Origin of the sequence: Rhizobium sp. NRK18, assembly GCF_024385575.1 — a bacterium.
Lineage (GTDB): Bacteria > Pseudomonadota > Alphaproteobacteria > Rhizobiales > Rhizobiaceae > JANFMV01.
Genome location: NZ_JANFMV010000001.1, coordinates 1724248 through 1749771 on the forward strand (window position 1 = coordinate 1724248; position 25524 = coordinate 1749771).

Consider the following 25524-nt stretch of genomic DNA (forward strand, 5'->3'; position numbering starts at 1 on the left):
TGGTCGGGATTGAATGATCGGAATGTCCATTTAAGAGGAAGCCCCATGGTGCGGATTTCGCCTTCACCCTTCGCCAAGACCCTTGCCGTGATGTCGATCGCGGCGATGACGTGGTCGGCAAGCGTTTCGGGCCTTCAGGCGGCACCGGTTCCGGCCGGCCCGTCCTCGGTCGCAAATCTCGCGGAAGGGCTTCTCGGCGCGGTGGTCAACATCTCCATCTCGCAGAATGTGAAATCGGAGGGCGAGGGGCCGCTGCCGAACGTGCCGGAGGGCGCGCCGTTCGAAGAGTTCTTCAACGACTTCTTCAAGAACAAGGACAATCAGGGCAATCGCACGGTCAATTCGCTCGGCTCCGGCTTCGTGATCGATCCGGACGGCTATATCGTTACCAACAATCACGTCATCGAGGGTGCCGACGACATCGAGGTGAACTTCGCCGACGGCACCACGCTGAAGGCCAAGCTGATCGGCACGGACACCAAGACCGACCTGTCGCTCTTGAAGGTCGAACCGAAGAAGAAGCTGGCCGCCGTCCACTTCGGCGATTCCCGCGTCATGCGCATCGGCGACTGGGTGATGGCGATCGGCAATCCTTTCGGCCTCGGCGGAACGGTGACGCTCGGCATCATCTCGGCGCGCGGCCGCAACATCAATGCCGGCCCCTATGACAATTTCATCCAGACGGATGCGGCGATCAACAAGGGCAATTCCGGCGGTCCGCTGTTCAACATGAACGGCGAGGTCATTGGCATCAATACGGCGATCATTTCGCCGAGCGGCGGCTCGATCGGCATCGGCTTCGCGGTGCCGTCGGAGATCGCCGAAAACGTCATCCAGCAGATCCGCGAATTCGGCGACGTGCATCGTGGCTGGCTCGGTGTTCGCATCCTGCCGGTGACGACCGATATCGCAGACACCAATGGCCTGCCGGACACGCAGGGTGCGATGATTGCCGGCGTCATCAAGGGCGGGCCGGTCGATGACGGGACCATCAAGGCCGGCGACATCATTCTGAGCTTCGACGGCAAGCCCATTCATGAAATGCGCGATCTGCCGCGCATCGTCGCCGAAAGCCCGGTCGGCAAGGAAGTTGCGGTCGAGATCGTCCGCGAGGGCAAGAAGCAGACCGTCAACGTCAAACTCGGCCAGCTGACCGCGGCTCAGGAAGCGGCCGCCAACGCCGATGACGACCAGCAGCAGCAACAGACCGACGAGGGCGCCGAGACCGACAATGACAAGGGCGGCGACAAGGCGCAGGACGATGGCTCCGGCGACGAGGAGGACCAGACCGGCATCCTCGGCATTTCGCTCGCCGAACTCGATGATGATGCCCGCGAGGTCTACAAGATCGCGCCGAGCGTCGAAGGCGTGGTGATTTCCGACGTCGATCCCGGTTCCGCTGCAGCGGAAAAGGGTCTGAAGACGGGCGACGTGATTGTCGAGATCGCGCAGGACTTCGTGTCAAACCCGCAGGCGGTTGCCGACAAGCTGCAGGAGCTGATCGACGAGGGCCGGCGCAACGCCTACATGATGATCGCCTCGCCGAACGGCGACCTGCGGCTGGTGGCCGTACCGCTCGAATAGGCGGTTCGGTCCCTAGCGGGCGAGAAACTGCTCGCGGGTGATCGCGTAGAGCGCGTGGCGCCTCAGATGCGGGTGGCTGTCCGGAATTTTCGGATGGTCGAAATCGCGCTTCGGGTCATGGGTCATGTCGATCCGTTTCATCACCGCGGTGGAGCGATGATTGTCGGCAACGGCAAAGGACACGACCTCGGGCAGGCCCTTGTCCACGAATGCGTGGTGCAGGAGCGCTTCCGCGGCTTCGGTGACATAACCCTTGCCCCAATAGCGTTCGGCCAGCCGCCAGCCGATCTCCACCGTTCCCGCAGGCAGGATCGGTGCGAGATCCGGTTGCCAGAGGCCACAGAACCCCATGACATCGCCGGATGCCTTGTCCTCAAGGGCATAGAAGCCGTACCCGGTTTCCCGGATGCGGGCGGCGATGAAGTCCATCATCTCGTCCGATTGCGTGCGGTTGCGACGCCAGGGGAAGAATTCCATGACGCGCTCGTCCGAATTGATCTCGTGAAACAGCGCGCGATCGGCTTCTTCCCAGTTGCGGACGACGAGGCGCGGCGTTTCCAGTATGACGAGCGGCATTGCGTCCCCCTGTGGGCGTCTTCGCGACAGTGCGATGGGATCCGTCAGGCGGTGACGAAGTCGTGGCGCCGGTAGCCCTGCAGATAGAGAAGCGCGGTGAGATCGCCGTGATCGATACGGATTTTGGCCTGGGCCGCGACCGAGGGTTTGGCATGCAGCGCGACGCCGCTGCCAGCAAGCTCGATCATGCCGAGGTCATTGGCGCCGTCGCCGACGGCAATCGCATCGTCGGGAGAGATGCCAAGTCTTGCGGTGATGTCGAGGAGCGCGTCGACCTTCGCCTGCTTGCCGAGGATCGGTTCCGCGACCTCGCCGATTAGCAGCCCGCCTTCCTCGATCAGCAGATTGGCGCGGTTCTCGTCAAAGCCGATCATCGCCGCGATTCGGCTGGTGAAGACGGTAAAGCCGCCCGACACCAGCGCCGTGTAGCCGCCCCTGGCCTTCATGGTGCCGACAAGTTCCTTGCCGCCCGGGGTCAGCGTGATGCGTTTTTCGATCACCTCGTCGACGACGGTCGCGGCGAGGCCTTTCAGGAGCGCGACGCGTTCGCGCAGCGCCGGTTCGAATTCGATCTCGCCGTTCATGGCGCGGGCGGTGATGGCCGCCACCTTTTCCTTCAGGCCCACTTCGGCCGCCAGTTCGTCGATGCATTCCTGGCCGATCATGGTCGAATCCATGTCGGCGATCAGCAGTCGCTTGCGACGGCTGTCGGCGTCCTGAACGGCGACGTCGATCTTCTCGGAGCCGATCGCCGCGCGGATGGCGGTCTCTGCGGCGGCCGCGGACACGCCGTCACGCAGCGGCAGATCGCAGGCAACTCCGTCGGCAAGCCAGTAGAGACCGGAGGCCGAAACGGCCTTTTCGACCGCCTCGGCGAGTGCCGGCGTCAGCACCGGATTTGACGGATTGGCGATAAGCGTGGCAACGAGAGCCATGAGCAAGAGTCCTATTGGTGAATTCGACGCGATCCTGATAGCCGGGCCGACCGCCAGCGGCAAGTCCGCATTGGCGGTTGATCTGGCGCGCAAAGCCGGCGGCGTGGTCATCAATGCCGACAGCATGCAGGTCTACGACACGCTGTCGGTGCTGACGGCGCGCCCGTCATTGACGGACATGCAGGGCGTCGAGCACTTCCTATACGGCCACGTGCCCGCCGGATCCGCCTATTCGACCGGGGCGTGGCTGCGCGAGGCGCAAGCGTTGATATCGAGGCTGAAGACGGAGGGACGGCTGCCGGTCTTCGCGGGTGGGACGGGGCTTTATTTCAAGGCGCTCACTGGCGGGCTCTCCGATATGCCGGAGATACCCGATGCCATTCGTACGCGTTGGCGTGGGCGGCTTTTCGCCGAGGTGCCCGAGGCTCTTCACCTTGAACTTTCCCGGCAGGATCCTGAAGGGGCGGCGGCGCTCAACCCGCAGGACGGTCAACGGATCGTCAGGGCGCTGGAGGTGCTGGAGGCGACAGGCAAGCCGATCCGTGAATTCCAGGGGCGCTCCGGACCGATGATCATCGATCCTGCGCGAGCGCTGAAGATCGTTATCGATCCCGATCGGACGGTGCTGCACGAGCGGATCAACCGTCGCTTCGAAGCGATGCTGGAGCATGGGGCTGCGGACGAGGTCAGGGCGCTTCTCGCCTTGAACCTGCCGCCCGAGATGCCGGTGATGAAGGCGATCGGCGTGCGCGAACTGTCGGCCATGCTTTCCGGCGAGCTGACCCGCAAGCAGGCTTGCGAGCAGGCGAGTGCCGCGACACGGCAATATGCCAAGCGGCAGATGACGTGGTTTCGCAATCAGATGGATGAAAGCTGGGAACGCCGTGCAACGGTCTGAGCGGCAGGCGTGACCGCGTCTGCGTCAAACCGCGCTGGCCATCTCCGCAACGGGGCGGGCAAGGAAGGCTTCGGTTTCATCTGCGGGCAGCGGTCGTGAATAAAGATAGCCCTGCAGGAGCGAGGCGCCAAGCTGGAGAAGGGCCGCGCGTTCCTCTGCTGTCTCGACGCCTTCGATGACGCAGTCGAGCTGCATGTCGCGGCTGAGCGCCAGCAGTGATTTGACGATCTTGTAGCTCGACGGCTTGCGATCGAGGTCCGTGACGAAGCTGCGATCGATCTTTATCTTCGTCAGCGGCAAGGCGTGCAGGCGGGTGAGGCTGGAGTAGCCGGTGCCGACATCATCGAGCGAGATGCCACAGCCGATGCCGCGCAGCAGTTCCACGGAGCGCAGCACCTGATCGAAATCAAGGGTGAAGGCGGTCTCGGTGATCTCCAGGTCGAGGCGCCTCGCGTCGACCGTCGAATTCTCGATGATGGCGAGCAGCGTCAGCGCGTTCTCGTGCGTATTGAGATCGTGAGGAGAGAGATTGAAGGACAGACGGATGTCTGCCGGCCATCCGGCGGCCGCAGCCAGAGCCTTCTTCATGAGGACGCGGGTCAGAGGAATGATCAGGCCGGTGCGCTCGGCGATGGCGATGAACTCGACCGGCGGCACGGTGCCGAGGACGGGGCTCTGCCAACGTGCAAGGGCTTCGAAGGCGACCGGGCGGTTCGAGCGGATATCGATGATCGGCTGGAACAGGACGGACATCTCCATTGCGAGATCGGCCTGCTTCAGTGCCTGCTCGATGCGGGTTTCGCGCACGATCTGCGCGTCAAGCGCTTCGGTAAACAGCGAGACACGCCCGCGCCGCATGCGCTTGCCGTGATAGAGGGCGTAGTCGGCGCGCGTGAAGAGGTCTTCATAGGCTGCGGCATTGTCCGGATAGACGGCGATGCCGGCCGAGCCGGAAATCATGATGCGGCCTTCCGGCAGCAGGAAGGGACGCTGCAGCGTCGCACAGATACTGTCGCCAAAAGCCGTGATTTCGGCGTCGTCGCCGGCAGACGGGATCATGACGGCAAACTCGTCGCCGCCGAGGCGGAAAAATGTAGCGCCATGCTTCGACTGCAGATCCATGAGCCGTGCGCCGACCTCGACGAGCAGCCGGTCACCCGTCGCGTGGCCATAGACGTCATTGACCGGCTTGAAACCATCAAGATCGACAATGCCGACCGCAAGCCGCGTGCCGCCTTCCGACGCGACCGTGAAGGCGCTTTGCAGACTGGCGAAGAAGGCGCGGCGGTTCGGCAGGTTGGTGAGGCTGTCGCTGTTGGCGAGGCGCATGTTCTCGTTGCCGAGGGCCTCGCTTCTTTGGCGCGACAGCACCATCTGATTGAAGTTGGCGTAATTGACGAACAGGATGAACAGCATGCAGATGCTGACAAGCGCGATATTGATGGCGATGGCGACGAAGGTCGGCTCTCCGGTCGTAGCGAAATAGGCGACGAAAGAGCCATTGACGATCACCGTGACGGTAATCGCGGCCGAACGCAGATGCGTCAGGCAGAAGATGCAGCTGATGACGGTGATCGCCATGTAGAATGCAACATGCGAGCGGGTATAGGCGTCGCCATAGGGCAGAAGCATGTAGGACCAGCCGGCGAAGGCAATGGCGATGAGGAAGGCGAGACGGTTGGTGCGGGTCAGCGCCTTCAGCGCCAGTTCGGGCGTCGGTTTGCGGCCGATCGACTTCCACCAGTGAATGACACGCAGCGCAGTACCGATCGTGAAGATCACCGGCACGACGACGGTGAGCCACAGGGGCGCGATCCTCATGTGGGTGGCCGCCAGCGCCCAGGTGCTGGTCATCAGGATCAGATACATCATCGGAAGCTGACGCGAGAAGGACTGATATTGCGCCTTCAAAAGCTCCGGATTGCCGGCCGGCACCGACATGAAGGTCGCCGCTTTTCGCAATATCGTCTTCAACAATCGCACCCTTCTTGCTGCCGATAACTTTGCTGGCAATGTCTCTCCCCGGAGCGGGGCAAGTAAAGTTAGCCGAAATTCGCACAACCAACTTAAAAATTGGTTTTCTGCTTTTTCTTTCACCTAAGGTTGTATTTGGATGGTTAATGCTTGGAGAATGTTTCGCAGGGTTGCAGAGCGTCTTTTGGAATTAAGGTTCGCGGGTGTCGGAACTCGTGAATCATCCAGCGACACACCCGCAAGACCCTATTCTCAATCTTTCTTGTACAGACTGCTGAGCGGCTTTTTTAGGATGCTGTCGCGCAGGGACGGCGTGCCGGGATCGCGGCGCAGGCTCGGCTGGTCGCCCGGCTGCGGGCGAGCGAACGCCGTGTCGCGAGGGCTAGTGCCACCATTCGCGCTGGCACCATTGAGGGCAGGGGTGCGTTCCATCGTCTGCCGCAAGACAGGCGGGCGCTCATAGGCAGGGCGCTCGAAAGAAGGACGCGGTGCCGGGTTATGACTGGGGGCCGGTTGATGGCTGGGCGCTGGTTGATGACTGGGCGCGGGCGGCGGTTCGGGTGCGAATGACGGTTCGTCACCCGGCAGCATGCCGGGATGATAGGATTCCGCTTCGTCCTCATCCCTGTCGGCATAGGCGCCGGAGTGCGGACGATCGCCCTGTTGCGGCATGAAGCCTTCGGGGAAGGAGGCGAGATCGGGGCCGGAAATGTTGCGCAGCTTGTTGACGATCTGGCGCAGGTCGATCGTGTCGGGCGAGACCTCGGAGGTCTTGACGTCGATGCCGTTCGCCTTCGGCAGCAGGTCGTCGGACACGCGCTCGAAGCGCATGCGCATCGGCACCGCGATCGCCTCGCCGAAGGCGATGGCTTCGCCGTTGCCGATCGACGAGATGAAGTTGGTCGTCGAGATCGAGGAGTTGGGGATCGCCGAGCGGATGATTTCCTGGTCGCGGTCGTTGGAAAGCCGCATGGCAAACAGCGTCGAACACTGCGACAGGATCGTCTGGTCGAGTTCGCCGGGACGCTGGGTGACAACGCCGAGCGAGACACCGTATTTGCGGCCTTCCTTGGCGATACGCGAAATGGCCTGCCGGGTCGGGAAGAAACCGAGCGTCGGGTCCGACGGCACGTAGCGGTGCGCTTCCTCGCAGACCACCAGCATGTGGATCGCGCCGTTCGACCACAGCGCCAGTTCGAAGGCCATGCGGCAGAGCACCGAGGCGACCGAGTTGACGACTTCCGACGGGATGCCGGCGAGCTGGAAGGTCGAGATCGGCCGGTCGTCGCCGGGAATGCGGAAGATGCGCGAGATCGTCTCCAGGATCGTGTCGTTGATCGTGTTGTTGGAGAACATGAAATGGTAGCGCGGATCGTTGATGGCGCCGAGGATGCGCATCTTCAGCGAGCGCAGGAACGGCTTTTCCTCGCGGCCTTCCAGCTTGCCGATGCGTTCGTCGATCAGGGCCAGGAGGTCGGCCATGCGGTAGGGCACGGGGGTGTCGGCGGTGATCGAGTTCTTTTCCGTATGCTTGCGCATCAGCGTGCTGTCGGTGCCGCGGAAGGCCTTTCTGGCCTCGGGCATCAGGTCACGCAGGATGTCCATCTCCTCTGCGATCGGCGGACGGCCGCGGAAGACGACTTCTGCAAATTCTTCCAGCCGGAAGAGCCAGAAGGGCAGGTCGAGCGTCTCGGTATCGATGACGACCGCATGCTTGGGGAAGGCGGCGGCGAATTCGTTGTGCGGATCGAGGATCAGCACGCGAAGCTTCTCGTCCGACTGGATCGCCTTGTGAAGGAGCAGCGAGACGGCGGTCGACTTGCCGACACCGGTGGAGCCGACCACGGCGAAGTGCTTCGACAGCATGGAGGGGATGTGGATGGCCGCGTCGAGGCTCTCGTCCTGGGTCAGCCGGCCGATGGTGCAGACATCCTTGTGGCCGCTGTCATAGATGCGCACGAGGTCCGCGGCGCGAATGCGATGGGCGATGGCGCCGAGATAGGGATAGCGCGAAATGCCGGTGGTGAAGACTTCCTTGCCTTCGGGGTTCTTGTAGACCTGGCCAAGCAGTTCGACCTCGATCAGGAAGGTATTGTCGATGCCTTCGGCCCAGGCGCCGCTCTCCGTGTTCATCGCATAGGCGAGCGCGACGACGCGGTTTTCTCCGACGGAAATGGATATGAGACGGCCGACCGACCAGAGTTCGGTCAGATCGGTTTCGCCCGACTGGGCGACTGCGGCGATTGTCGCGCGCGCTCCGTTGCAGGCCACGACGCGGCCGAGAAAGCGATTGCCGGGATGCATCGTATCCCGGCGTTCCGGTCCGCTGTCACCTGCCGCAGGCTGAAAGTCTTCGTTACGCAATACATCTCTCCCGAAGGAATCCCAACCTGTTCAATAACAAGGGGGGATTAACACGGGGTGTAAATTATCGGCACATGGAGAGAGTGCGTGTGTCGAAACAGGACGGAAAAACTGAAGGATACGGGCCGATGCACCGTTTTCAGGCGCAACGCCGTTTTTTTGGTCAGGGCGCGTTGACGGCTCTGCGGTTTGTGTCTATCAATCCGTCCCATGAAAAATTCGGCAGTTATTCTCGTGGTGGGACGGCGCATGGGCAGGATGGTGTAACCATCCGGCGATAGCCACCCATGCGCGGTAAACCAGGCTCCCAAAGGAGCCTTTTTTTATGTCCGCAAACAGGCTAACAGGGCCGGGAAATACCGGCGAGCAAGAAGACGAACGGAACGGAACTGATGACGGGTACAGAGAACAGGATGACGGGAGCGGAAATCGTTCTGCAGGCTTTGAAGGATAACGGCGTCGAGCACATCTTCGGTTATCCCGGCGGTGCGGTGCTGCCGATCTATGACGAGATTTTTCAGCAGGAAGACATTCAGCACATTCTCGTGCGTCACGAGCAGGGCGCCGGCCATGCTGCCGAGGGCTATGCGCGTTCGACCGGCAAGGTCGGCGTCATGCTGGTCACCTCCGGTCCGGGTGCGACCAATGCAGTCACGCCGCTGCAGGACGCGCTGATGGATTCCGTCCCGCTCGTCTGTCTGACGGGCCAGGTGCCGACGACGCTGATCGGCTCGGATGCCTTCCAGGAATGCGACACCGTCGGCATCACGCGGCCGTGCACCAAGCACAACTGGCTGGTCAAGGACGTCAACAAGCTGGCCGAGACGATCCACGAGGCCTTCCGGATTGCCCAGACGGGTCGCCCGGGTCCGGTCGTCGTCGACATCCCGAAGGACGTCCAGTTTGCCACCGGCACCTATGTTGCCCCCTCGGCGCATGTCGCCGAGCCGAGCTACAAGCCGAAGAAGCAGGGTGACATCAAGGCGATCGAGGCTGCCGTCGAATTGATGGCGAAGGCCCGCCGGCCGGTCATCTATTCTGGTGGCGGCGTCGTCAATTCCGGTCCGGAAGCCTCGACGTTGCTGCGCGAACTGGTTTCGCTCACCAACTTCCCGATCACCTCGACCCTGATGGGTCTCGGCTGCTATCCGGCCTCCGGCGACAACTGGCTCGGCATGCTCGGCATGCACGGCTCCTACGAGGCCAACATGGCGATGCATGATTGCGACGTCATGGTCTGCATCGGCGCACGCTTCGACGATCGCATCACCGGTCGCCTGGATGCGTTCGCGCCGAATTCCAAGAAGATCCACATCGACATCGACCCGTCCTCGATCAACAAGAACGTCCGCGTCGACATCCCGATCCTGGGCGATGTCGGAACGGTTCTGGAGGACATGGTCCGCCTGTGGCGGGCCATGGACAAGAAGCCGGACGCCGCGCAGACGGAAGACTGGTGGACCTCGATCCAGCGCTGGCGGGCCCGCAACTCGTTTGCCTATGCGCCGAGCAACGATGTCATCATGCCGCAATATGCCATCGAGCGGCTCTACGAGATGACCAAGGATCGCGATGTCTACATCACGACCGAAGTCGGCCAGCACCAGATGTGGGCGGCGCAGTTCTTCGGCTTCGAGCAGCCGAACCGCTGGATGACGTCCGGCGGCCTCGGCACCATGGGCTACGGCCTGCCGGCAGCGCTGGGCGTCCAGATCGCCCATCCGGAAGCGCTCGTCATCGACATTGCCGGCGACGCGTCCGTCCAGATGTGCATCCAGGAAATGTCGGCGGCGATCCAGCACAACGCGCCGATCAAGATCTTCATCCTCAACAACCAGTACATGGGCATGGTGCGCCAGTGGCAGCAGCTCCTGCACGGCAACCGGCTGTCGAACTCGTATACGGAAGCGATGCCGGACTTCGTCAAGCTCGCCGAAGCCTACGGCGCCGTCGGCATTGCCTGCGACGATCCCAAGGAGCTCGATGCGGCCATCCAGAAGATGATCGACAGCGACAAGCCGGTGATCTTCGACTGCCGTGTCGCCAATCTCGCCAACTGCTTCCCGATGATCCCCTCGGGCAAGGCGCATAACGAAATGCTGCTGCCGGACGAGGCCACCGACGAGGCCGTCGCCAATGCGATCGACGCCAAGGGCCGCCAGCTCGTCTGAGGAAGGAACAGGAACCATGAACGCACATCTTCAACCGACGGGTTCGGCCTATTTCATCGCCAAGGAAACCGAGGCCGCCGAGAGCCACACGCTCTCCGTTCTCGTTGCCAACGAGCCGGGCGTGCTCGCCCGCGTCATCGGCCTTTTCTCCGGCCGGGGCTACAATATCGAAAGCCTCACCGTGTCGGAGACCGAGCACGAGGCGCATCTGTCGCGCATCACCATCGTCACGCGCGGTACGCCGCACGTGCTGGAGCAGATCAAGGCGCAGCTGGAGCGCATCGTTCCGGTTCATCGCGTCGTCGACCTGTCCGTCCGCGCCCGTGAGCTCGGCCATGACCGGCCGATCGAACGCGAGCTCGCCTTGATCAAGGTGTCGGGGCAGGGCGAGGATCGGCTGGAGGCGCTGCGTCTCGCAGACGCCTTCCATGCCAAGGTGATCGATGCCACGACCGAACACTTCATCTTCGAACTGACCGGCAAGGTCTCCAAGATCGACCAGTTCATCGCCATCATGAAGCCGCTCGGTTTGATCGAGATCTGCCGCACCGGCGTGGCGGCGATGAATCGCGGTCCGAAGGGCATGTAAATCCGGGTATCGTCCGGTTCAGGCGCAATGATCTGAAAGGCTGGCCGCACGAGATTGCTGCCGGCCTTTTTTGTTGCGACACGACGGACTGTCGATCAGATCACGCTCTTGCAATTCTGTCGTCTTTTCCGCCTTTTCTGCTTGATATTTGTCAATTTCTGACTGAAGTAAGGCGCAATATTGTGCGATACACAGTATTTGTTGTTTTGTTTCATGTATCTGGCTTCCCGCGTGGCTTACGCTTAATTTTTCATAAATGATTTTATCCTATTTCTTGCAGTGAAGCTGTATTCCTCAGAGCAGCGTAAAACTCCCTTTCTCTGGAGCGCGCGCCGGTCCCCATCTTTGTCGAACAGCGACATGGATCTGTTTTCGGACTAAGGAGTGGATGCGCATGTTTGGATTGGGTAGTGCCGAGAAGGCAAAGCTGACTGCACTGAATACGATCAGCGCGAATGTGATGATCGCTGATGCGAAGCTCAACATCACCTATATGAATGATGCCGTACGCGGGCTGCTGCAGGAAGCTGAAAGCGACCTGAAGAAGGAACTGCCACGGTTCGACATGGCGACGCTGATCGGCGCCAACATCGACATTTTTCACAAGAACCCTGCCCATCAGCGCGGCATGCTGACGGCTCTGAGGAGCCAGCACAAGGCGACGATCTACGTCGGCAACCGCGCCTTTGATCTGCTGGTCACGCCCATCAAGGACGGCGACACGGTGAAGGGTTTCGTCGTCGAATGGGCAAACGCCAAGGAACGCCTGCTCAACCTCGACTATCAGAACCAGATGGAAGCGATCAGCCGCGTGCAGGCGATCATCGCGTTTACCCCCGAAGGCGAAGTCCTGACCGCCAACCAGAATTTCTGCGATGCGCTCGGCTACCGGCTCGACGAGATCAAGGGTCGTCACCACAGCATGTTCGTCGACAAGGCCTATGTCGCCTCGGACGATTACAGACAGTTCTGGGAAAACCTCCGGGCCGGCAAGTTCCAGGCGGCCGAGTTCGTGCGCTATGGCAAGAACGGCAAGCGTGTCGTCATCAACGCCTCCTACAATCCGATCTTCGATGAGAAGGGCAAGGTAGCCAAGGTTGTGAAGTATGCCATGGACGTGACCGAGCGCGTCTATGCCGTCGACACCATCGGCGAGGCGTTGAACCGGGTTGCCGGCGGCGACCTGACGGTTTCGATCGACCGGGCTTTCGCTGCCGACTTCGAAGCGCTGCGCAAGAATTTCAACGAAGCGGTCAGCCAGCTCAACAACACGCTGTCGTCGGTCGCCCGATCGGCGGAATTGATCGACAGCGGATCGCGCGAAATGAGCCACAGCGCCAGCGATCTCTCCAAGCGTACCGAACAGCAGGCCGCTTCGCTGGAAGAAACGGCGGCGGCGCTCGACGAGATCACCGTCAACGTCAAGAACGCCTCGCAGCGGGCGGAAGACGCCCGGGTCGCAACGCAGGAGGCCGACAAGAACGCGTCGCACTCCGGCCAGATCGTCGCCGACGCCGTTGGTGCGATGGATCGCATCGAGCAGTCGTCCGGCCAGATCTCCAACATCATCGGCGTGATCGACGACATCGCCTTCCAGACCAACCTGCTGGCTCTGAACGCCGGTGTCGAAGCCGCCCGTGCCGGCGAGGCCGGCAAGGGGTTTGCCGTCGTTGCCCAGGAAGTCCGCGAGCTGGCCCAGCGCTCGGCGCAGGCCGCCAAGGAAATCAAGGACCTGATCCGCAATTCGTCGAACGAGGTGACGACCGGGGTCAAGCTGGTGCGCGAGACGGGCGAAGCGCTGCGGACCATCCAGGACCGTATCGTTGCCATCAACGACCATATGCAGGCGATCGCAAGCTCTGCGCGTGAGCAGTCGACCGGCCTGTCCGAGGTCAACTCGGCCGTCAACCAGATGGACCAGATGACCCAGCAGAACGCCTCCATGGTCGAAGAATCGACCGCAGCCAGCGCGACGCTGGCCCAGGAGGCCGACATGCTGCGCCAGATGATCGGCCGCTTCCGCCTGTCGGAAGGCTCCGGCCGCGGCGGGGAAACCATGACCACGCGCGCGCCAGCCGTCAGTGCTCCGGCCAGGCCGGCTGCCAGCCGCCCGCGGCCTGCGGCGACCGTCGGCAACACGGCGCTGAAGGCAGACGACTGGCAGGAGTTCTGATCGTCCGCAGCCTGCCAGAACGCATCGGGGAGGGTGGCCTTTTAGAAAGGCCGCCCTCTCTGTCGTTTCCGGCGACGTCATCCGCCACGCCATCGGCTATGTAGTATCCGCGTAATACCCGTGCCGGGCGACGTTTTGCTACACTCCCTTCATCGTTGCGACCGAGGGAGGAAGACGATGGCTCAGGCGAAAATTCTGATGATCACCGGTGATTTCACCGAAGACTACGAGACCATGGTACCGTTCCAGACACTGCTGGCTTGCGGTTATGAGGTGCACGCGGTCTGCCCCGGCAAGAATGCCGGCCAGACGGTGGCGACCTCGATCCATGATTTCGAGGGCGACCAGACCTACTCGGAAAAGCGTGGTCACAACTTCACGCTCAACGCGACCTTTTCCAGCGTTCGCGCCGAAGATTACGATGCGCTGGTGATCCCGGGTGGTCGGGCGCCGGAATATCTGCGGCTCAACGCCGACGTGATCAAGATGGTTCAGTACTTCTTCAAGGCGGACAAGCCGGTTGCCGCCATCTGCCATGGCGCGCAACTGCTGGCGGCTGCCGGCGTGCTGAAGGGCAGGACCTGCTCGGCCTATCCGGCCTGCCGGCCTGAGGTGGAGCTTGCCGGCGGCACCTATGCCGATATCGCGATCGACGGCGCCGTGGCGGACGGCAAGCTGGTGACGGCACCGGCGTGGCCGGCGCATCCGGCATGGCTGCGCCAGTTCATGGCTGTGCTCGACGCCGGCGCGCTGTCGGACGCTGCCTGATAGCGGTCTGTCGGTGAACGGTCCCTTCGTTAAACCGGAGGGACCGCTGCCCGTCTGCGAAAGCTGTCTGTTGCGGCAAATTGGGTGTATGTTGGTGACGCGCAGGCCATGGGAGGCAGGAGATGTGCGAACTTTTCATCAAGGCCGATGCGGCTCTCTGGGAAAGCACCACCCGATCGCTGAGGATCGACGGCATGGTGACGAGCGTGCGGCTGGAGAACTTCTTCTGGTCGAAACTCGAGGAGATCGGCCGGCGAGACGGGATGAACGTGGTGCAACTGATCACCAAGCTCCATCATGAATCGATCGATGCCGGACACGATCTCGGCAATTTCACCTCGTTTCTCAGGGTCTGCTGCGCGCGCTATCTCGATCTGCAGCTTTCCGGCGATATATCGACCGATCTCGGCCAGCGGATCGCAGGGCTCGATGCCCCGGCCATTCTCGGACGCGAACGCCTGAAATATCATTGAGCGGCATGGCCGCCCGTCAGCGATCGAGGAAGGGGACGAAGCCGCCATAGATCATGCGGCGGCCGTCGAAGGGCATTTCGTCGAACATCTCCGACATGCGCGGATCGCTCATGACCTTCTGGTTGGCGTCGTCCCGGACCTCCTTCGAAGGGTATTCGATCCAGCTGAAGACCAGGATTTCATCCGGCTTGAGATCAACAGAGCGACGGAAATCCGTCACCTTGCCGTCTGGAACATCCTCTTCCCAGCATTCGACATGGCGAATGGCGCCGAACTCCTTGAAGAGGACCGAGGCGCCCTCTGAGAGTTTGCGGTATTCCTCCATGCGGTCACGCGGTACCGGCAATACGAACCCGTCGACATAGGTCATGGCTGCTTTCTCCCCCATTTTTCATTCTGAACACATACGTTGATATAAACGTATTTTGCAAAAGTCAACATTCGGGGGAGCGGTTGGCTTCTCAGATCATCGCCAGCGGCTGCTTTTTCCAGGGCGGCGGGAAGGCGGCATCGAGACTCTTGAGATCGGCAGCCGTCAATTCCAGGGCCAGAGCCTCGATGTTCTCGTCGACGCGGGCGGCCTGGCCGGTCTTGGGAATGGCGATGACGCCATCCTGGCGCAGGACGAAGGCAAGGGCTACCTGCGCCGGGGTGGCCTGATAGGCCTTCGCCATGTGGATCAGGTCCGGATCTTCGAGGAACTCGCCCTGGCCGAGTGGCGAATAGGCCATGACCGGGATGGAGCGCTCGCGGCAGAAGGGCAGGAGGTCATATTCGATGCCGCGGCTGTTGAGATTGTAGAGCACCTGATTGGCGGCGACTTGATCGCCGCCCGGCACGGACAGGAGTTCCTTCATGTCGGAGACATCGAAGTTGGATACGCCCCAGGCGCCGATCTTGCCCTGCGTCTTCAGGCGCTCGAAGGCTTCCACCGTCTCTTCCAACGGATGACTGCCGCGCCAGTGGAGGAGATAGAGGTCGATGAAATCCACCTGCAGGCGCTTGAGGCTGCGCTCGCAGGCCTCCGGAACGCCGTGGGCGCTCGCGTTCCACGGATAGACCTTGGAGACCAGGAACGCATGGCTGCGGCGACCGGCGATCGCTTCGGCCACCAGCCGTTCGGCGCCGCCATCGGCATACATTTCCGCCGTATCGATCAGGGTGAGGCCACGATCGAGCCCATGCCGGAGACTGTCGATCTCCTGCGGCTTGGGTGCCTTTCCTTCCGCCATCTGCCAGGTGCCCTGGCCAAGCGCGGGAACCGACCTGCCGTTCGGGAATGTCACCAACGGATACCTGCGAGACATCTGGACCTCTTTCACGCGTCACAGTTCAAAGGCGCCAACTTCAACGTAAGCTTACCATGAAATCGTGACTGTTTCATTCGGACACAAGGGCGCGAGCGCTCTTTTCTCTGTCTTTTCAGCATTTGGTCAAACTTGTTGCGGTGACAAGGTTTGCGTGGTACGCGCGGCGGAGTTCGATTACCTCCTGCGGGCGTTTCAGGAGAAGTCCATGGCCGTCGATACTCTGTTTGCCCTGTTTCTGTTTGCCCTGACCACATCCATCACGCCGGGTCCCAACAACATGATGCTGTTCGCATCGGGTCTCAACTTCGGCTTCCGGCGGACCTTGCCGCACCTGGTGGGTATCGAGGCGGGCTTCTTCGCGCTGCTGGTCGCCGTCGGTCTCGGCCTCGGCGCCGTCCTGCAGGCCGCGCCGAGGCTCTACTGGTTCCTCAAGGCGGCCGGCGCGGCTTACCTTCTCTATATCGCCTGGAAAATCGCGACGACGCGCCGGCTTTCAGAGGGGCGGATATCGGGAACGCCAATGACCTTCGCACAGGCAGCCGCCTTCCAGTGGGTCAACCCGAAGGCCTGGGTCATGGCCGTGGGCGCGATGTCGACCTACGCCGTTGCCGAGGGCGGGGCATCGACTTTCATTCCCGTATTGATCGTCGGTGCCGCCTTCATGGCGGTCGGTGTCTTCACCGCGTCGACCTGGGCGGGCTTCGGCACGCTGCTCAAGGAATGGCTTGCCGATCCGGTGCGGCTGAAATGGTTCAACATCGCCATGGCGGTGCTGCTGGTGGTGAGTTTGTGGCCGATGCTTGAATAGGACAGACCTATAACGGTAAAGGCCGCGCAGCATTGCCGCGCGGCCCTTGGGTCAGTCATCGATTTGACGAGAAATTCTCAGAACTCTTCCCAGCTGTCTGATGCCACCGCCGTATTGCCTCTGGCGACGACGCGTCGCGGCGCCGGCGCCTGGCTGGGAGCTTTCGGCGCGGCGGGCCGGGCGGCCATGCTTGCCGCCGTCTGGCGAAGGGCGCCGGCCTGGGCGGACGCGCCATCTTCCAGACGGAACTGCTGGACAAGAGAGCGCAGGCGTTGTGCGTCACCGGCCAGTGATGCCGAGGCGGCGTTCGACTGCTCGACCATGGCGGCGTTCTGCTGGGTCGCCTGATCCATGGCGTTGATGGCGGCATTGACCTCGACGATACCGGTCGCCTGTTCCTTGGCGGAGACGGCGATCGCCTCGACATGGCTGTTGATCTCGACGATGAAGCCGCCGATCGTCGTCAGTGCCTGTCCGGCGTCGCGGACCAGCTTGACGCCGCCTTCGACGTCGCCGGCCGAACGGCCGATCAGTTCCTTGATCTCCTTGGCGGCATGGGCCGAGCGTTGCGCCAGTTCGCGGACTTCTTGGGCGACGACGGCAAAGCCCTTGCCGGCATCGCCGGCGCGTGCGGCTTCGACCCCGGCATTCAGCGCCAGCAGGTTGGTCTGGAAGGCGATCTGGTCAATGACGCCGATGATGTTGGAGATCTTCTGCGAGCCTTCCTCGATTCGGCGCATGGCCTCTTCGGCGTGGCTGACCACCTCGGCCGACTGGACCGCCGACCTGTTGGCCTCGGACGCAATGGTCCGGGCTTCTTCTGTGCGCTGGGCGGAGTTGTTCACGTTGGCGGTGATTTCGTCGAGCGCGGCGGAGGTCTCCTCCAGCGAGGCGGCCTGATGCTCGGTCCGCTTCGACAGGTCGTCGATGCCCGAGGCGATCTCGTGTGTGCCGTTTTCGAGCGACGAGATCGACTGGGTGATGTCGGTGAGCGTCCGGCCGAGCTGCTGGACCGACTGGTTGAAGTCGTGGCGCAGTGGCTCGAAGTCGGTCGCGAAAGGCTCGGTAATCTGGAAGGCGAGGTCGCCGGCGGCCAACCGCTTCAACGCTTCGGCAAGGCCGGAAGTGGCGATGCGAAGCCGCTCTGCCGCAGCCGCTTCCGCATGCTGTTCGGCTTCGATGCGTTCGGCCTCGGCCTTGGCCCGGTTGTCCGCAGCCTCCTGCTCCAGCCGGCGGTTGGCGATGGCGGCTTCGCGGAAGACGCCGACGGCTCCGGCCATGGCGCCGATCTCGTCGGACCGGCCGACGAAGGGAATTTCACTGGCCGTATCGCCGTTGGCGAGATCACGCATGGATCGGGTGATGCGGCGGATCGGGGCGGCGATGCTCTTGACCACGAACACGACGGCCAGAAGCGCACCGATGAGGGCTATGGCGGCGAGGATATAATTGAGCTGGGTAGCCGAGCGCATCAGCTCCTGGTTTTTCGTCGCTGTTGCTGCCGCTCCGTTCTCGCTGTCGGTGACCAGCTGGCCGACGATCTTCTCGATCGTGTTGCCAATATTACTCATGGTGCCAAGATACATCTTGGCTTCCTTGTCGCGGCCGGCGCCGGAATAGTAGAGGACCGTCTTGCCCATCTTGTTGTAGGAGGCGATCTGGTTCTTCAACTGGTCGATCGACTTGGCGGTCTTCTCGTCAGTGGTTCTCGCGGCATAATTGTCGAGAAGTCCGTCCAGGTCCGCGTTGGCGGCCGCGACTTTCTTTTCGGCGGCGGCCTTGGCGTTCTTGTCGGCAGCGAGCACATGGGCCGCATAGGTTTCGCGCAGCTTGCCGGCGGCGATCACGAGATCCTTGGAAATCGAAACGCTCGGCAGCCAGGTCTCGGTAATCGCACTGCTGTTGGTGTTGATCGTTTCCATGGACTGGGTCGATGCCCAGGAAATGACGGCCGAGAGGGCCGCAAGCCCGCCAATCGTGCCAATAAGCGTGGCGCGGATTCCCGGACGCCGGAATGTCAGTCGTTTCATGTCTCCACCCGATACACAGCAGCTTATCTCTGAGCTAAGCTCGTCAAAATTGCAGGCTAGGGACAATTGGTTAAAAAACCTGATCCGTTTTGATGCATGTACGGTAACAGACAATGCCGGCGCGCCTCGCTTTCGCACGCGGAAGACCAGCCTGTCTGTCAAAAATGGACGTATGGCGAAGGCCGAGTTTACGTCAAATAAGTCAGCGTCAATTTTATGTTTTCGACGCGGGTCGCATGTGAATGAGAATTTTCTATATCAATCTCGATAGCCGCCCGGACCGGCGGGCCTTCATGGAAGCCGAGTTGGCGAAATGCGCGCTGACCGCGGAGCGCGTGGCCGCGATTTCGTCACAAGACGTCAAGTCTTGCGGCGTCGCGATTGATGTAGAGGCATTCAACTTCAATCGACTGGCTCCGGCCGAGATCGGATGCGTCCTGAGCCATCGCAAGGCCTGGCAGGCCATGCTTGACCAGGGGTCGGAACAAGCTCTGTTTCTGGAAGATGACATGCGACTATCGCCCTTGTTGCCTGCATTCCTGAAAGACGCCGAAGATCTGGCGATGCCATTCGACATTCTCAGGCTTGAAACCCGTTTGGACCGCGTGCGATTGAGCCGGGATACGGCCGCTCTGTCCTGCGGGGTCGAGTTGCGGCGCTTCTTCACGCTGCAGTTCGGTTTCGGTGGCTACATCATGCGTGCTTCTTGCGCCCGACGCTTCATGTCCGACCCGCGGCTTTTTGAATTTCCGATCGACCATACGTTTTTCGATCCCGATTGCCCGAGCTTCCATGACGTGGATACGCTGCAGGTCATCCCAGGATTATGTGCCCCCGGCAGTTCGACGCGCGAGAAAGAGGGGCTTTGGCGCAGCGACATCCAACTGGAGCGACGCGACAGGCAGGTCATGCAGATGTCCCGGCTGCCGGCCACCGCTTCAGGTCCAGTCGTGAAGGCGGCAAGAGAGATGCGGCGGATCGCAATGCAAGGCTGGATGCTGGGCTGCGCGGTTCGCGAGTTCATCAGGCGCCCGTTCGTGTCGATGCGGATTCCCTATTGGGACGGCGGTCGGGGCTGACACGTCATAGCGTTTTGCCGACACCGGCTCTCACTGATTGCCGATCGCATCCACAGATTGCGCTCTCTCAAGACGCTTCACATTATGCGGACTTGCTTTGTTCCGGCGAATCCTGCCAAGTCGCGCCATGCAATTTGCTCCGCAACAGGATGAGGCGCTGAAGGCCGTATCGCGCTGGTTGAAGGAAGGCCGGCAGCCGGTGTTCCGGCTGTTTGGCTATGCCGGAACCGGCAAGACGACGCTTGCCCGGCATTTTGCCGAACATGTCGATGGCGACGTGCTGTTTGCCGCCTTTACCGGCAAGGCCGCCCAGGTGCTGCGTTCGCGCGGTGCTTCCAATGCCAAGACCATTCATTCGTTGATCTACCGGCCGCGCGGCGAGGAGACGGTCGAGGACGAGGAGACAGGCAAGACCTCGGTTTCGCCGATGTTTTCGATCAATCGCCAGAGCCCGCTTGCCAAGGCCGCGCTGATCATCATCGACGAATGCTCGATGGTCGACGAGCAGCTCGGGCAGGACCTGATGAGTTTCGGAACGCCGATCCTGGTGCTCGGGGATCCGGGGCAGCTGCCACCGGTTTCGGGCGGCGGCTTCTTCACCAATCAGGAGCCCGACTACCTGCTGACGGACATTCATCGCCAGGCGCGAGACAATCCGATCATCCAGCTTGCCATGCAGGTGCGTGAGGGCAAGGAGATCATGTATGGCGATTACGGCACCGCCCAGGTGATTTCCAAGAACGAGGTGACGCAGGATCTGGTGCTGGAGGCGGACCAGGTGCTGGTCGGTACCAACCGGACCCGCCGCCGCTACAACATGCGCCTGCGCGAGCTCAAGGGCTTTACTGCATCCTATCCGCAGGCCGGCGACAAGCTCGTCTGCCTGCGCAACGATCAGGTCAAGGGCCTGCTCAACGGTTCCTTGTGGCAGGTGATGACATCGTCGCGCGAGACGGTGAAGCCCGGCATCAATCTGCTGATCAAGCCGGAAGACGACGACATGGATCGCGGTGCGGCGAAGATCAAGCTCTTGAAGGCCGCATTCGAGGATGTCGATACGGAAATCCCGTGGTCGACGCGAAAGCGTTATGACGAGTTCGATTACGGCTATGCGCTGACCGTGCACAAGGCGCAGGGTTCGCAGTGGAACAATGTCGTGCTCTTCGACGAGAGCTTTGCCTTTCGCGACACGCGCGAGCGCTGGCTTTACACCGCCGTCACCCGCGCCGCCGAGACCCTGACGATCGTTCGCTAACCTTCGAAATAGGCCGGCTGATCCAGGTCCGTCAGAAGATCCGGACCTGTCGGCGTCCAGCCGAGCGCTTGCCGGGTCCATTCGCTCGAGGACGGATTGTCGAGCTCGGCAAAATGGGCAAACCAGCCGAAATGATCGATGGCGTCCTGACCGGATTTCGAGACGACCGGCAGGCCGAGCCGGCGGCCGATGACTTCGGCGATCTTGCGGAACGGAACGCCGGGTTCCCCCGTGGCATGATAGGCGACGCCCGAGGTGCCGTTCTCAAGCGCCAGACCATAGAGACGCGCTGCATCAAGGCGATGGACGCCCGGCCAGACATTGTCGCCCGCGTCGATATAGGCGGCTGCGCCTTTTTCACGGGCCAGATTGATGAGCAGCGGCACGAAGCCGTGGTCGCCGACGCCGTGGACGGAGGGGGCTAGCCGGACTGCGGAAGCCCGCACACCCGATTCCAGCATCCGAAACGCCGTCTGCTCTGACATTCGCGGAATGTGTCCGGATGCGACGCTGCTTTCCGTCGCCAGGACCCCGGATGTGAGGATGCCCGTTCCCGAAGTCACCAGCATGAGGCGATCCGAGCCGGCGAGCACCGAGCCCATGGCCTCGATGGCCCGGACGTCGATTTCGCAGCATTCCTTGAACCTGGAGAAATCGTGGACGAAACCGGTGTGGATGATGCCGTCGGCGTTTCGAGCGCCGAGCCTCAAGCTGTCGAGGTCGGTGAGGTCGCCGTGAATGACCTCGGCGCCCATCGCCGATATGGCCTTGGCGGATGCCTCCGAGCGGGCGAGCCCCGCAACCGCATGGCCTGCTGCAATCAGTTCTCCGACAACCGCCGATCCGACAAAACCGGAAGCACCCGTAACAAAGACCCGCATGGAAAATCTCCTTCGATACCTGGGGATGGAATGTTGCCGGCTGGTCATAGAAAATAGTCGTGGTACGATCCATGTTCTGAAGTTCGTATTATTCTTGCGATCGTCCGGAGATGGTGATGGATCCGCTTTCCGATGTCCTGTCCTTGTTGAAGCCGAAGAACCACTTGTCGGCCGGCTTCGATGTAAAGGGCGATTGGGCGATACAATTTCCCGATCAGCACAAATCGATCAAATGCGGCACCGTGGTTCGCGGGCGATGCTGGCTGGCTGTCGAAAATGAGGCGCCGGTGCTTCTCGAGGAGGGGGATTCCTTTCTGCTGGCCGCCGGCCGACCGTTCCTGATGGCGAGCGACATGTCTGTTCCCGCAGTCCCGGCGACCGACGTCTTCGCTCCGGCCCGGAGCGGCGGCGTGGTCACGCTCCACGGCGGCGGCGATTTCCTGCTCGTCAGCAGCCGGTTCGGGCTTGCCGGAGACCATGCGCATATCTTGCTGAGCATGCTTCCGCCGATCGTGCACATCCGTCGGCGGGAAGACAGCGGCGTGCTGCGCTGGTCGGTGGAACGGATGATGCAGGAATTGCGGGCGGCGCAGCCGGGAGGCTTCCTGGTCACGCAGCATCTCGCGCACATGATCCTGATCGAAGCCCTTCGCCTGCATATGAACAGGGGCGCGGACGGCGGTGTCGGCTGGTTGTTCGCCCTGACCGACAAGCGTCTCGGTGCCGCGATTGCCGCGATGCACGCCGATCCCGCCCGCCGCTGGACACTGCAGGCTTTGGCCGGACTGGCCGGCATGTCGCGCACCGTCTTTGCGGAAAGGTTCAAGCAGGCCACCGGAAAGTCGCCAATGGACTATCTCGCCCTCTGGCGCATGCGTCTGGCAGCCGACCGGCTGGTCCATTCCGGCGTGTCCGTCGCGTCGATCGCTCTCGGGCTTGGCTATGAATCCGAAAGCGCCTTCGGCGTTGCCTTCAAGCGCGTCCTGGGTTGCGCGCCGCGCCAATATGCGCGTCATGCCGCCGATCGTCTCGACGAGGAGGACGGCGGCAGACCGGCGGGCGAAGCAGCCTATCGGTCAGCGGAGGCTGCCGAATAGCCGCGCGACCTCCGCTCGCCGAATGGGATCATTTGCGGCTCGACGCCAGGTAGGAGATCATGTCGCGCTCGCCGATGCCGGACGCTTTGGCGACGTCGGCAATCGTGCTTTCGGTCGAGGACACCGTCAGGCCCTTTTCCTGAAGTGCCGCGGAGAGCGTTTCCGGCGTGTGGCCGAAGAGCGGAGCGACATTGGCGACCGTGCTGCCGGTAATGGCCTGCGAGACAGCGACCAGTGGATTGCCGCCCGCACCAGTGGTCGCGGTCATGGCCGGAACGGCGAAGGCAACGGCAGCGGCCAGGGACAGGCCGGAAGCGATCGCCATGGGCGGACGCTTGAGATAGTTCAGGAAAGGCCGCCAGTTTTTCCAGATATGCAGCAGGAAGGGGGCGATCAGCACCATGCTGAGCCATTCGTGCATCCCGTGGAAATAGGCCGATCCAAAATGGAAGAAGAGCGCAATGCCGGAGATGAGGGAAACGAGAAAGAGACCGGTGATGAACGGGGTCGCATATCGTTGAAACAGGGTCGGCATTCTGGCGCTCCTTAGGCAAAAAAACATCAAATATCAGACGACACTGATGTAGATCGCACGGCAGAACTCGGCCAGTTAAATCCTTGTAATGAATGACAATGATCAAAGGCTGCGGCAGGATGATCCGCCGTCGTGTCAGGTCTTGACGATGCCCAGCAGCACGGCCTTGGCGACGGCCTGGAAGCGATTGTTGGCGTCGAACTTGCGAATGATCGACACTTCCAGCTCCTGGACCTTTTCAGGAGAAATCTGCATCGCCCTCGAAAGGCGGGTCAGCGTGTAGCCTTCCGCCATCAGTTCGAGACATTCGCGCTCGGCATCCGACAGGTCGTGTTCCGTGCGGTTGTCGTTCGTGGGGGAGGCGCCGGTCTCGCCCTCGAGATAATCGGTGATCTGCTGCATCTGCCGATGAAGCGCCGACATGTTTGCCGTCAGTTCGCGCCGGCGGGCTTCCAGCGCCTCCTGAAAGGTCTCGTCGGCATCCTCCTGGCTTTCCGCCGAACGGATGCGTTCCAGCAGGTCCTGAATGTCGGCGACGGGCATGCCGACTTCGCGGCAGAGATTGACGACCGCCATCTGGCGGGCGTCCGAGGCATGATAGATGCGCATCAGCCCGGCGCGGTCAGAGGCCAGCAGGCCTTTTTCCTCGTAGAAATGCAGGGTGCGGTGGGTGACGCCGAAGGCATTGGCCATGTCGGCAATGGCGATGGTTTCCCGGTCGAGTTCAGGCGGAACCGGGACGGACGGCATGAACCGAAACGTCTTGCGGGCTCTCTTTGCCGAGCCGTTCTTCTGCAAGCGTTTGCTCAGATCCGGCATTTCGATCCCCACAATCTTTGCCGCCAAACTGGTCCATTTCCGCACGCATCAATGCCGGATTACCGGCGTTCCATTCCAATCGCTCCCGATCAAGACCTCAAAGCAAGGCGAATGGAAACAGTGTATGCGTTGGGGAGGGCGATTGTCACCCCTTTAGTTCGGCGTTCACTTCGGTTTCCGTCGTAATCGTTATAATTTTCGCTATATGAACTCGCCTTCACATTCGAGCCGCTATTGGTGACAGGGTCAACGAAGCGTTATTGCGGGTCGGTTTTCGGGGTCGCGCCGTGCCATAGTGGGACCGGTGTCGCAGGTGATCAAACTTATCCACAGGTGCATTTGCGTTTTTCATTGGTTTGCAGGGGCGCGAAGACCTAAAACGCTGTTGGTGCGCCCCAGCACCATGGTTCCCGATCCGCAAGTGAGATGCCGATGACCGCTAAACTTTCCGTCAATGTGAATGCCATCGCCATGCTGAGAAACCGTCGCGACCTGCCATGGCCGAGCGTGCGGGAGCTTGGTCGTATCGCGCTAGCCGCGGGGGCATACGGATTGACGGTGCATCCGCGGCCGGACGAGCGGCATGTCCGCTTTTCCGACTTGCCGGTTCTCAGGGCGTTGATCGATGACGAATATCCGAGCGCCGAGTTCAATATCGAGGGCTATCCGAGCGAAGAGTTTCTGGCGCTCTGCGAGAAAAACCAGCCGGAACAGGTGACGCTGGTCCCCGACGATCCGGCGCAGGCAACCTCCGACCATGGCTGGGATGTGCTCGCGAACATGGCGTTTCTCAAGACAGTCGTGTCGCGGTTGAAGGCGGCCGGCATGCGGGTGTCGCTGTTTGCCGACGGAGACAGCAGCCGCGAGCAGATGGAGGCGGCGAAGGCGACCGGTGCGGATCGCGTGGAATTCTACACGGGGCCCTATGGCGGTTGCTACGACGATCCCGACAAGGCGCGGCAATGGGCCGAGACCCTAGGGCGGACGGCGGGGTACGCCCGCGAATTCGGCCTTGGCGTCAATGCCGGACACGATCTCACCATTGAAAACCTGCCGCTTCTGATAAAGCACATCCCGGACCTTGCCGAGGTTTCGATCGGTCACGCGCTGACGGCCGATGCGCTTCAATACGGCATGGCCGAAACGGTCCGCCGGTATCGCCGGGCTTGCGGGGAGGCGGTCTGACGCGCCTCCATACTGTCTTT

22 protein-coding genes are annotated in these 25524 nt (G+C 61.8%); 12 read left to right on the top strand and 10 right to left on the bottom strand.

Going from position 1 to position 25524, the window contains the following annotated elements; genetic code table 11:
• Positions 1-45 precede the first annotated feature (45 nt).
• Positions 46-1584: a Do family serine endopeptidase gene (locus NN662_RS07910; RefSeq protein WP_261929743.1), complete on the top strand. Its 1539-nt coding sequence runs from the start codon at positions 46-48 to the stop codon at positions 1582-1584.
• A gap of 12 nt (positions 1585-1596) precedes the next feature.
• Here the strand turns inward: NN662_RS07910 and NN662_RS07915 are convergent, their stop codons facing one another.
• Together NN662_RS07915 and serB are read right to left on the bottom strand one after the other, a co-directional pair.
• On the bottom strand, positions 1597-2160 hold the full coding sequence (locus tag NN662_RS07915) for a GNAT family N-acetyltransferase (protein WP_261929744.1): 564 nt from the start codon (positions 2158-2160) through the stop codon (positions 1597-1599).
• A 44-nt stretch (positions 2161-2204) separates the two neighbouring features.
• Positions 2205-3095 (bottom strand): phosphoserine phosphatase SerB, encoded by an 891-nt coding sequence (gene serB / locus NN662_RS07920; protein WP_261929745.1) that lies wholly within the window; start codon positions 3093-3095, stop codon positions 2205-2207.
• On the opposite strand from serB, the gene miaA reads away from it, so the two are divergent.
• Positions 3094-3993, top strand: a complete 900-nt coding sequence (gene miaA / locus NN662_RS07925) for a tRNA (adenosine(37)-N6)-dimethylallyltransferase MiaA (protein ID WP_261929746.1) — start codon at positions 3094-3096, stop codon at positions 3991-3993. The two genes, serB and miaA, sit on opposite strands and share 2 nt — an antisense overlap.
• A gap of 24 nt (positions 3994-4017) precedes the next feature.
• On the opposite strand, the gene NN662_RS07930 is transcribed toward miaA, so the two are convergent.
• Both NN662_RS07930 and NN662_RS07935 read right to left on the bottom strand, forming a co-directional pair.
• Complete coding sequence (locus tag NN662_RS07930) at positions 4018-5934, bottom strand: putative bifunctional diguanylate cyclase/phosphodiesterase (RefSeq protein WP_261931902.1); 1917 nt, start codon at positions 5932-5934, stop codon at positions 4018-4020.
• Between the two features lie 285 nt (positions 5935-6219).
• A complete protein-coding gene (locus NN662_RS07935) occupies positions 6220-8271 on the bottom strand; it encodes an ATP-binding protein (RefSeq protein WP_261931903.1) in 2052 nt (683 codons plus the stop codon).
• Positions 8272-8723: 452 nt separating this feature from the next.
• Here NN662_RS07935 and NN662_RS07940 point away from each other — a divergent pair, with 452 nt between their 5' ends.
• From NN662_RS07940 to NN662_RS07960, 5 genes are all read left to right on the top strand, one after another.
• Positions 8724-10502: an acetolactate synthase 3 large subunit gene (locus NN662_RS07940; RefSeq protein ID WP_261929747.1), complete on the top strand. Its 1779-nt coding sequence runs from the start codon at positions 8724-8726 to the stop codon at positions 10500-10502.
• Positions 10503-10518: 16 nt separating this feature from the next.
• Positions 10519-11091, top strand: coding sequence for an acetolactate synthase small subunit (gene ilvN / locus NN662_RS07945; protein WP_261929748.1), 573 nt, complete (start codon positions 10519-10521; stop codon positions 11089-11091).
• Between the two features lie 394 nt (positions 11092-11485).
• The gene (locus tag NN662_RS07950) at positions 11486-13264 is read left to right on the top strand and encodes a methyl-accepting chemotaxis protein (RefSeq protein ID WP_261929749.1); all 1779 of its coding nucleotides are present in this window, start codon (positions 11486-11488) and stop codon (positions 13262-13264) included.
• A 177-nt stretch (positions 13265-13441) separates the two neighbouring features.
• Positions 13442-14032, top strand: a complete 591-nt coding sequence (locus NN662_RS07955) for a DJ-1/PfpI family protein (protein ID WP_261929750.1) — start codon at positions 13442-13444, stop codon at positions 14030-14032.
• Between the two features lie 122 nt (positions 14033-14154).
• A complete protein-coding gene (locus NN662_RS07960; protein ID WP_261929751.1) occupies positions 14155-14505 on the top strand; it encodes a ribbon-helix-helix domain-containing protein in 351 nt (116 codons plus the stop codon).
• A gap of 16 nt (positions 14506-14521) precedes the next feature.
• Here the strand turns inward: NN662_RS07960 and NN662_RS07965 are convergent, their stop codons facing one another.
• Positions 14522-14875 carry a DUF1428 domain-containing protein gene (locus NN662_RS07965; protein ID WP_261929752.1) on the bottom strand — a complete coding sequence of 118 codons (354 nt, stop codon included), beginning with the start codon at positions 14873-14875 and terminating at the stop codon, positions 14522-14524.
• A gap of 91 nt (positions 14876-14966) precedes the next feature.
• The gene (locus tag NN662_RS07970; protein ID WP_261929753.1) at positions 14967-15812 is read right to left on the bottom strand and encodes an aldo/keto reductase; all 846 of its coding nucleotides are present in this window, start codon (positions 15810-15812) and stop codon (positions 14967-14969) included.
• 208 nt (positions 15813-16020) lie between these two features.
• Between NN662_RS07970 and NN662_RS07975 the strand changes: the two genes are divergently transcribed.
• Entirely contained in the window at positions 16021-16623 is a 603-nt protein-coding gene (locus NN662_RS07975) for a LysE family translocator (protein ID WP_261929754.1), read from the top strand.
• A 77-nt stretch (positions 16624-16700) separates the two neighbouring features.
• Here the strand turns inward: NN662_RS07975 and NN662_RS07980 are convergent, their stop codons facing one another.
• Positions 16701-18653, bottom strand: a complete 1953-nt coding sequence (locus NN662_RS07980; RefSeq protein WP_261929755.1) for a methyl-accepting chemotaxis protein — start codon at positions 18651-18653, stop codon at positions 16701-16703.
• A gap of 242 nt (positions 18654-18895) precedes the next feature.
• Here NN662_RS07980 and NN662_RS07985 point away from each other — a divergent pair, with 242 nt between their 5' ends.
• Together NN662_RS07985 and NN662_RS07990 are read left to right on the top strand one after the other, a co-directional pair.
• Complete coding sequence (locus NN662_RS07985) at positions 18896-19732, top strand: glycosyltransferase family 25 protein (protein ID WP_261929756.1); 837 nt, start codon at positions 18896-18898, stop codon at positions 19730-19732.
• A gap of 127 nt (positions 19733-19859) precedes the next feature.
• Positions 19860-20987: an ATP-dependent RecD-like DNA helicase gene (locus NN662_RS07990; protein ID WP_261929757.1), complete on the top strand. Its 1128-nt coding sequence runs from the start codon at positions 19860-19862 to the stop codon at positions 20985-20987.
• On the opposite strand, the gene NN662_RS07995 is transcribed toward NN662_RS07990, so the two are convergent.
• Positions 20984-21868 carry an SDR family oxidoreductase gene (locus NN662_RS07995; RefSeq protein ID WP_261929758.1) on the bottom strand — a complete coding sequence of 295 codons (885 nt, stop codon included), beginning with the start codon at positions 21866-21868 and terminating at the stop codon, positions 20984-20986. The genes NN662_RS07990 and NN662_RS07995 overlap by 4 nt on opposite strands.
• A 116-nt stretch (positions 21869-21984) precedes the next feature.
• Between NN662_RS07995 and NN662_RS08000 the strand changes: the two genes are divergently transcribed.
• Entirely contained in the window at positions 21985-22965 is a 981-nt protein-coding gene (locus tag NN662_RS08000; protein ID WP_261929759.1) for an AraC family transcriptional regulator, read from the top strand.
• A 28-nt stretch (positions 22966-22993) separates the two neighbouring features.
• Here NN662_RS08000 and NN662_RS08005 read toward each other — a convergent pair whose 3' ends face one another.
• On the bottom strand, positions 22994-23500 hold the full coding sequence (locus NN662_RS08005; RefSeq protein WP_261929760.1) for a DUF4405 domain-containing protein: 507 nt from the start codon (positions 23498-23500) through the stop codon (positions 22994-22996).
• A gap of 135 nt (positions 23501-23635) precedes the next feature.
• Positions 23636-24319, bottom strand: coding sequence for a MerR family transcriptional regulator (locus tag NN662_RS08010; protein WP_261929761.1), 684 nt, complete (start codon positions 24317-24319; stop codon positions 23636-23638).
• Positions 24320-24751: 432 nt separating this feature from the next.
• Here NN662_RS08010 and NN662_RS08015 point away from each other — a divergent pair, with 432 nt between their 5' ends.
• Positions 24752-25504, top strand: a complete 753-nt coding sequence (locus tag NN662_RS08015; protein ID WP_261929762.1) for a pyridoxine 5'-phosphate synthase — start codon at positions 24752-24754, stop codon at positions 25502-25504.
• The last annotated feature ends 20 nt before the right edge of the window (positions 25505-25524 follow it).

Coding starts and splice junctions, on each gene's coding strand:
- NN662_RS07930 (WP_261931902.1), bottom strand. CDS start 5,934: ATGTCGGTGCCGGCCGGCAATCCGGAGCTTTTGAAGGCGCAATATCAG.
- NN662_RS08005 (WP_261929760.1), bottom strand. CDS start 23,500: ATGCCGACCCTGTTTCAACGATATGCGACCCCGTTCATCACCGGTCTC.
- NN662_RS07990 (WP_261929757.1), top strand. CDS start 19,860: ATGCAATTTGCTCCGCAACAGGATGAGGCGCTGAAGGCCGTATCGCGC.
- NN662_RS07970 (WP_261929753.1), bottom strand. CDS start 15,812: ATGTCTCGCAGGTATCCGTTGGTGACATTCCCGAACGGCAGGTCGGTT.
- NN662_RS07995 (WP_261929758.1), bottom strand. CDS start 21,868: ATGCGGGTCTTTGTTACGGGTGCTTCCGGTTTTGTCGGATCGGCGGTT.
- NN662_RS07980 (WP_261929755.1), bottom strand. CDS start 18,653: ATGAAACGACTGACATTCCGGCGTCCGGGAATCCGCGCCACGCTTATT.
- NN662_RS07935 (WP_261931903.1), bottom strand. CDS start 8,271: ATGCATCCCGGCAATCGCTTTCTCGGCCGCGTCGTGGCCTGCAACGGA.
- NN662_RS07940 (WP_261929747.1), top strand. CDS start 8,724: ATGACGGGTACAGAGAACAGGATGACGGGAGCGGAAATCGTTCTGCAG.
- NN662_RS07950 (WP_261929749.1), top strand. CDS start 11,486: ATGTTTGGATTGGGTAGTGCCGAGAAGGCAAAGCTGACTGCACTGAAT.
- NN662_RS07985 (WP_261929756.1), top strand. CDS start 18,896: ATGAGAATTTTCTATATCAATCTCGATAGCCGCCCGGACCGGCGGGCC.
- NN662_RS07975 (WP_261929754.1), top strand. CDS start 16,021: ATGGCCGTCGATACTCTGTTTGCCCTGTTTCTGTTTGCCCTGACCACA.
- NN662_RS07960 (WP_261929751.1), top strand. CDS start 14,155: ATGTGCGAACTTTTCATCAAGGCCGATGCGGCTCTCTGGGAAAGCACC.
- ilvN (WP_261929748.1), top strand. CDS start 10,519: ATGAACGCACATCTTCAACCGACGGGTTCGGCCTATTTCATCGCCAAG.
- NN662_RS07910 (WP_261929743.1), top strand. CDS start 46: ATGGTGCGGATTTCGCCTTCACCCTTCGCCAAGACCCTTGCCGTGATG.
- NN662_RS07955 (WP_261929750.1), top strand. CDS start 13,442: ATGGCTCAGGCGAAAATTCTGATGATCACCGGTGATTTCACCGAAGAC.
- miaA (WP_261929746.1), top strand. CDS start 3,094: ATGAGCAAGAGTCCTATTGGTGAATTCGACGCGATCCTGATAGCCGGG.
- serB (WP_261929745.1), bottom strand. CDS start 3,095: ATGGCTCTCGTTGCCACGCTTATCGCCAATCCGTCAAATCCGGTGCTG.
- NN662_RS07965 (WP_261929752.1), bottom strand. CDS start 14,875: ATGACCTATGTCGACGGGTTCGTATTGCCGGTACCGCGTGACCGCATG.
- NN662_RS08000 (WP_261929759.1), top strand. CDS start 21,985: ATGGATCCGCTTTCCGATGTCCTGTCCTTGTTGAAGCCGAAGAACCAC.
- NN662_RS08015 (WP_261929762.1), top strand. CDS start 24,752: ATGACCGCTAAACTTTCCGTCAATGTGAATGCCATCGCCATGCTGAGA.
- NN662_RS08010 (WP_261929761.1), bottom strand. CDS start 24,319: ATGCCGGATCTGAGCAAACGCTTGCAGAAGAACGGCTCGGCAAAGAGA.
- NN662_RS07915 (WP_261929744.1), bottom strand. CDS start 2,160: ATGCCGCTCGTCATACTGGAAACGCCGCGCCTCGTCGTCCGCAACTGG.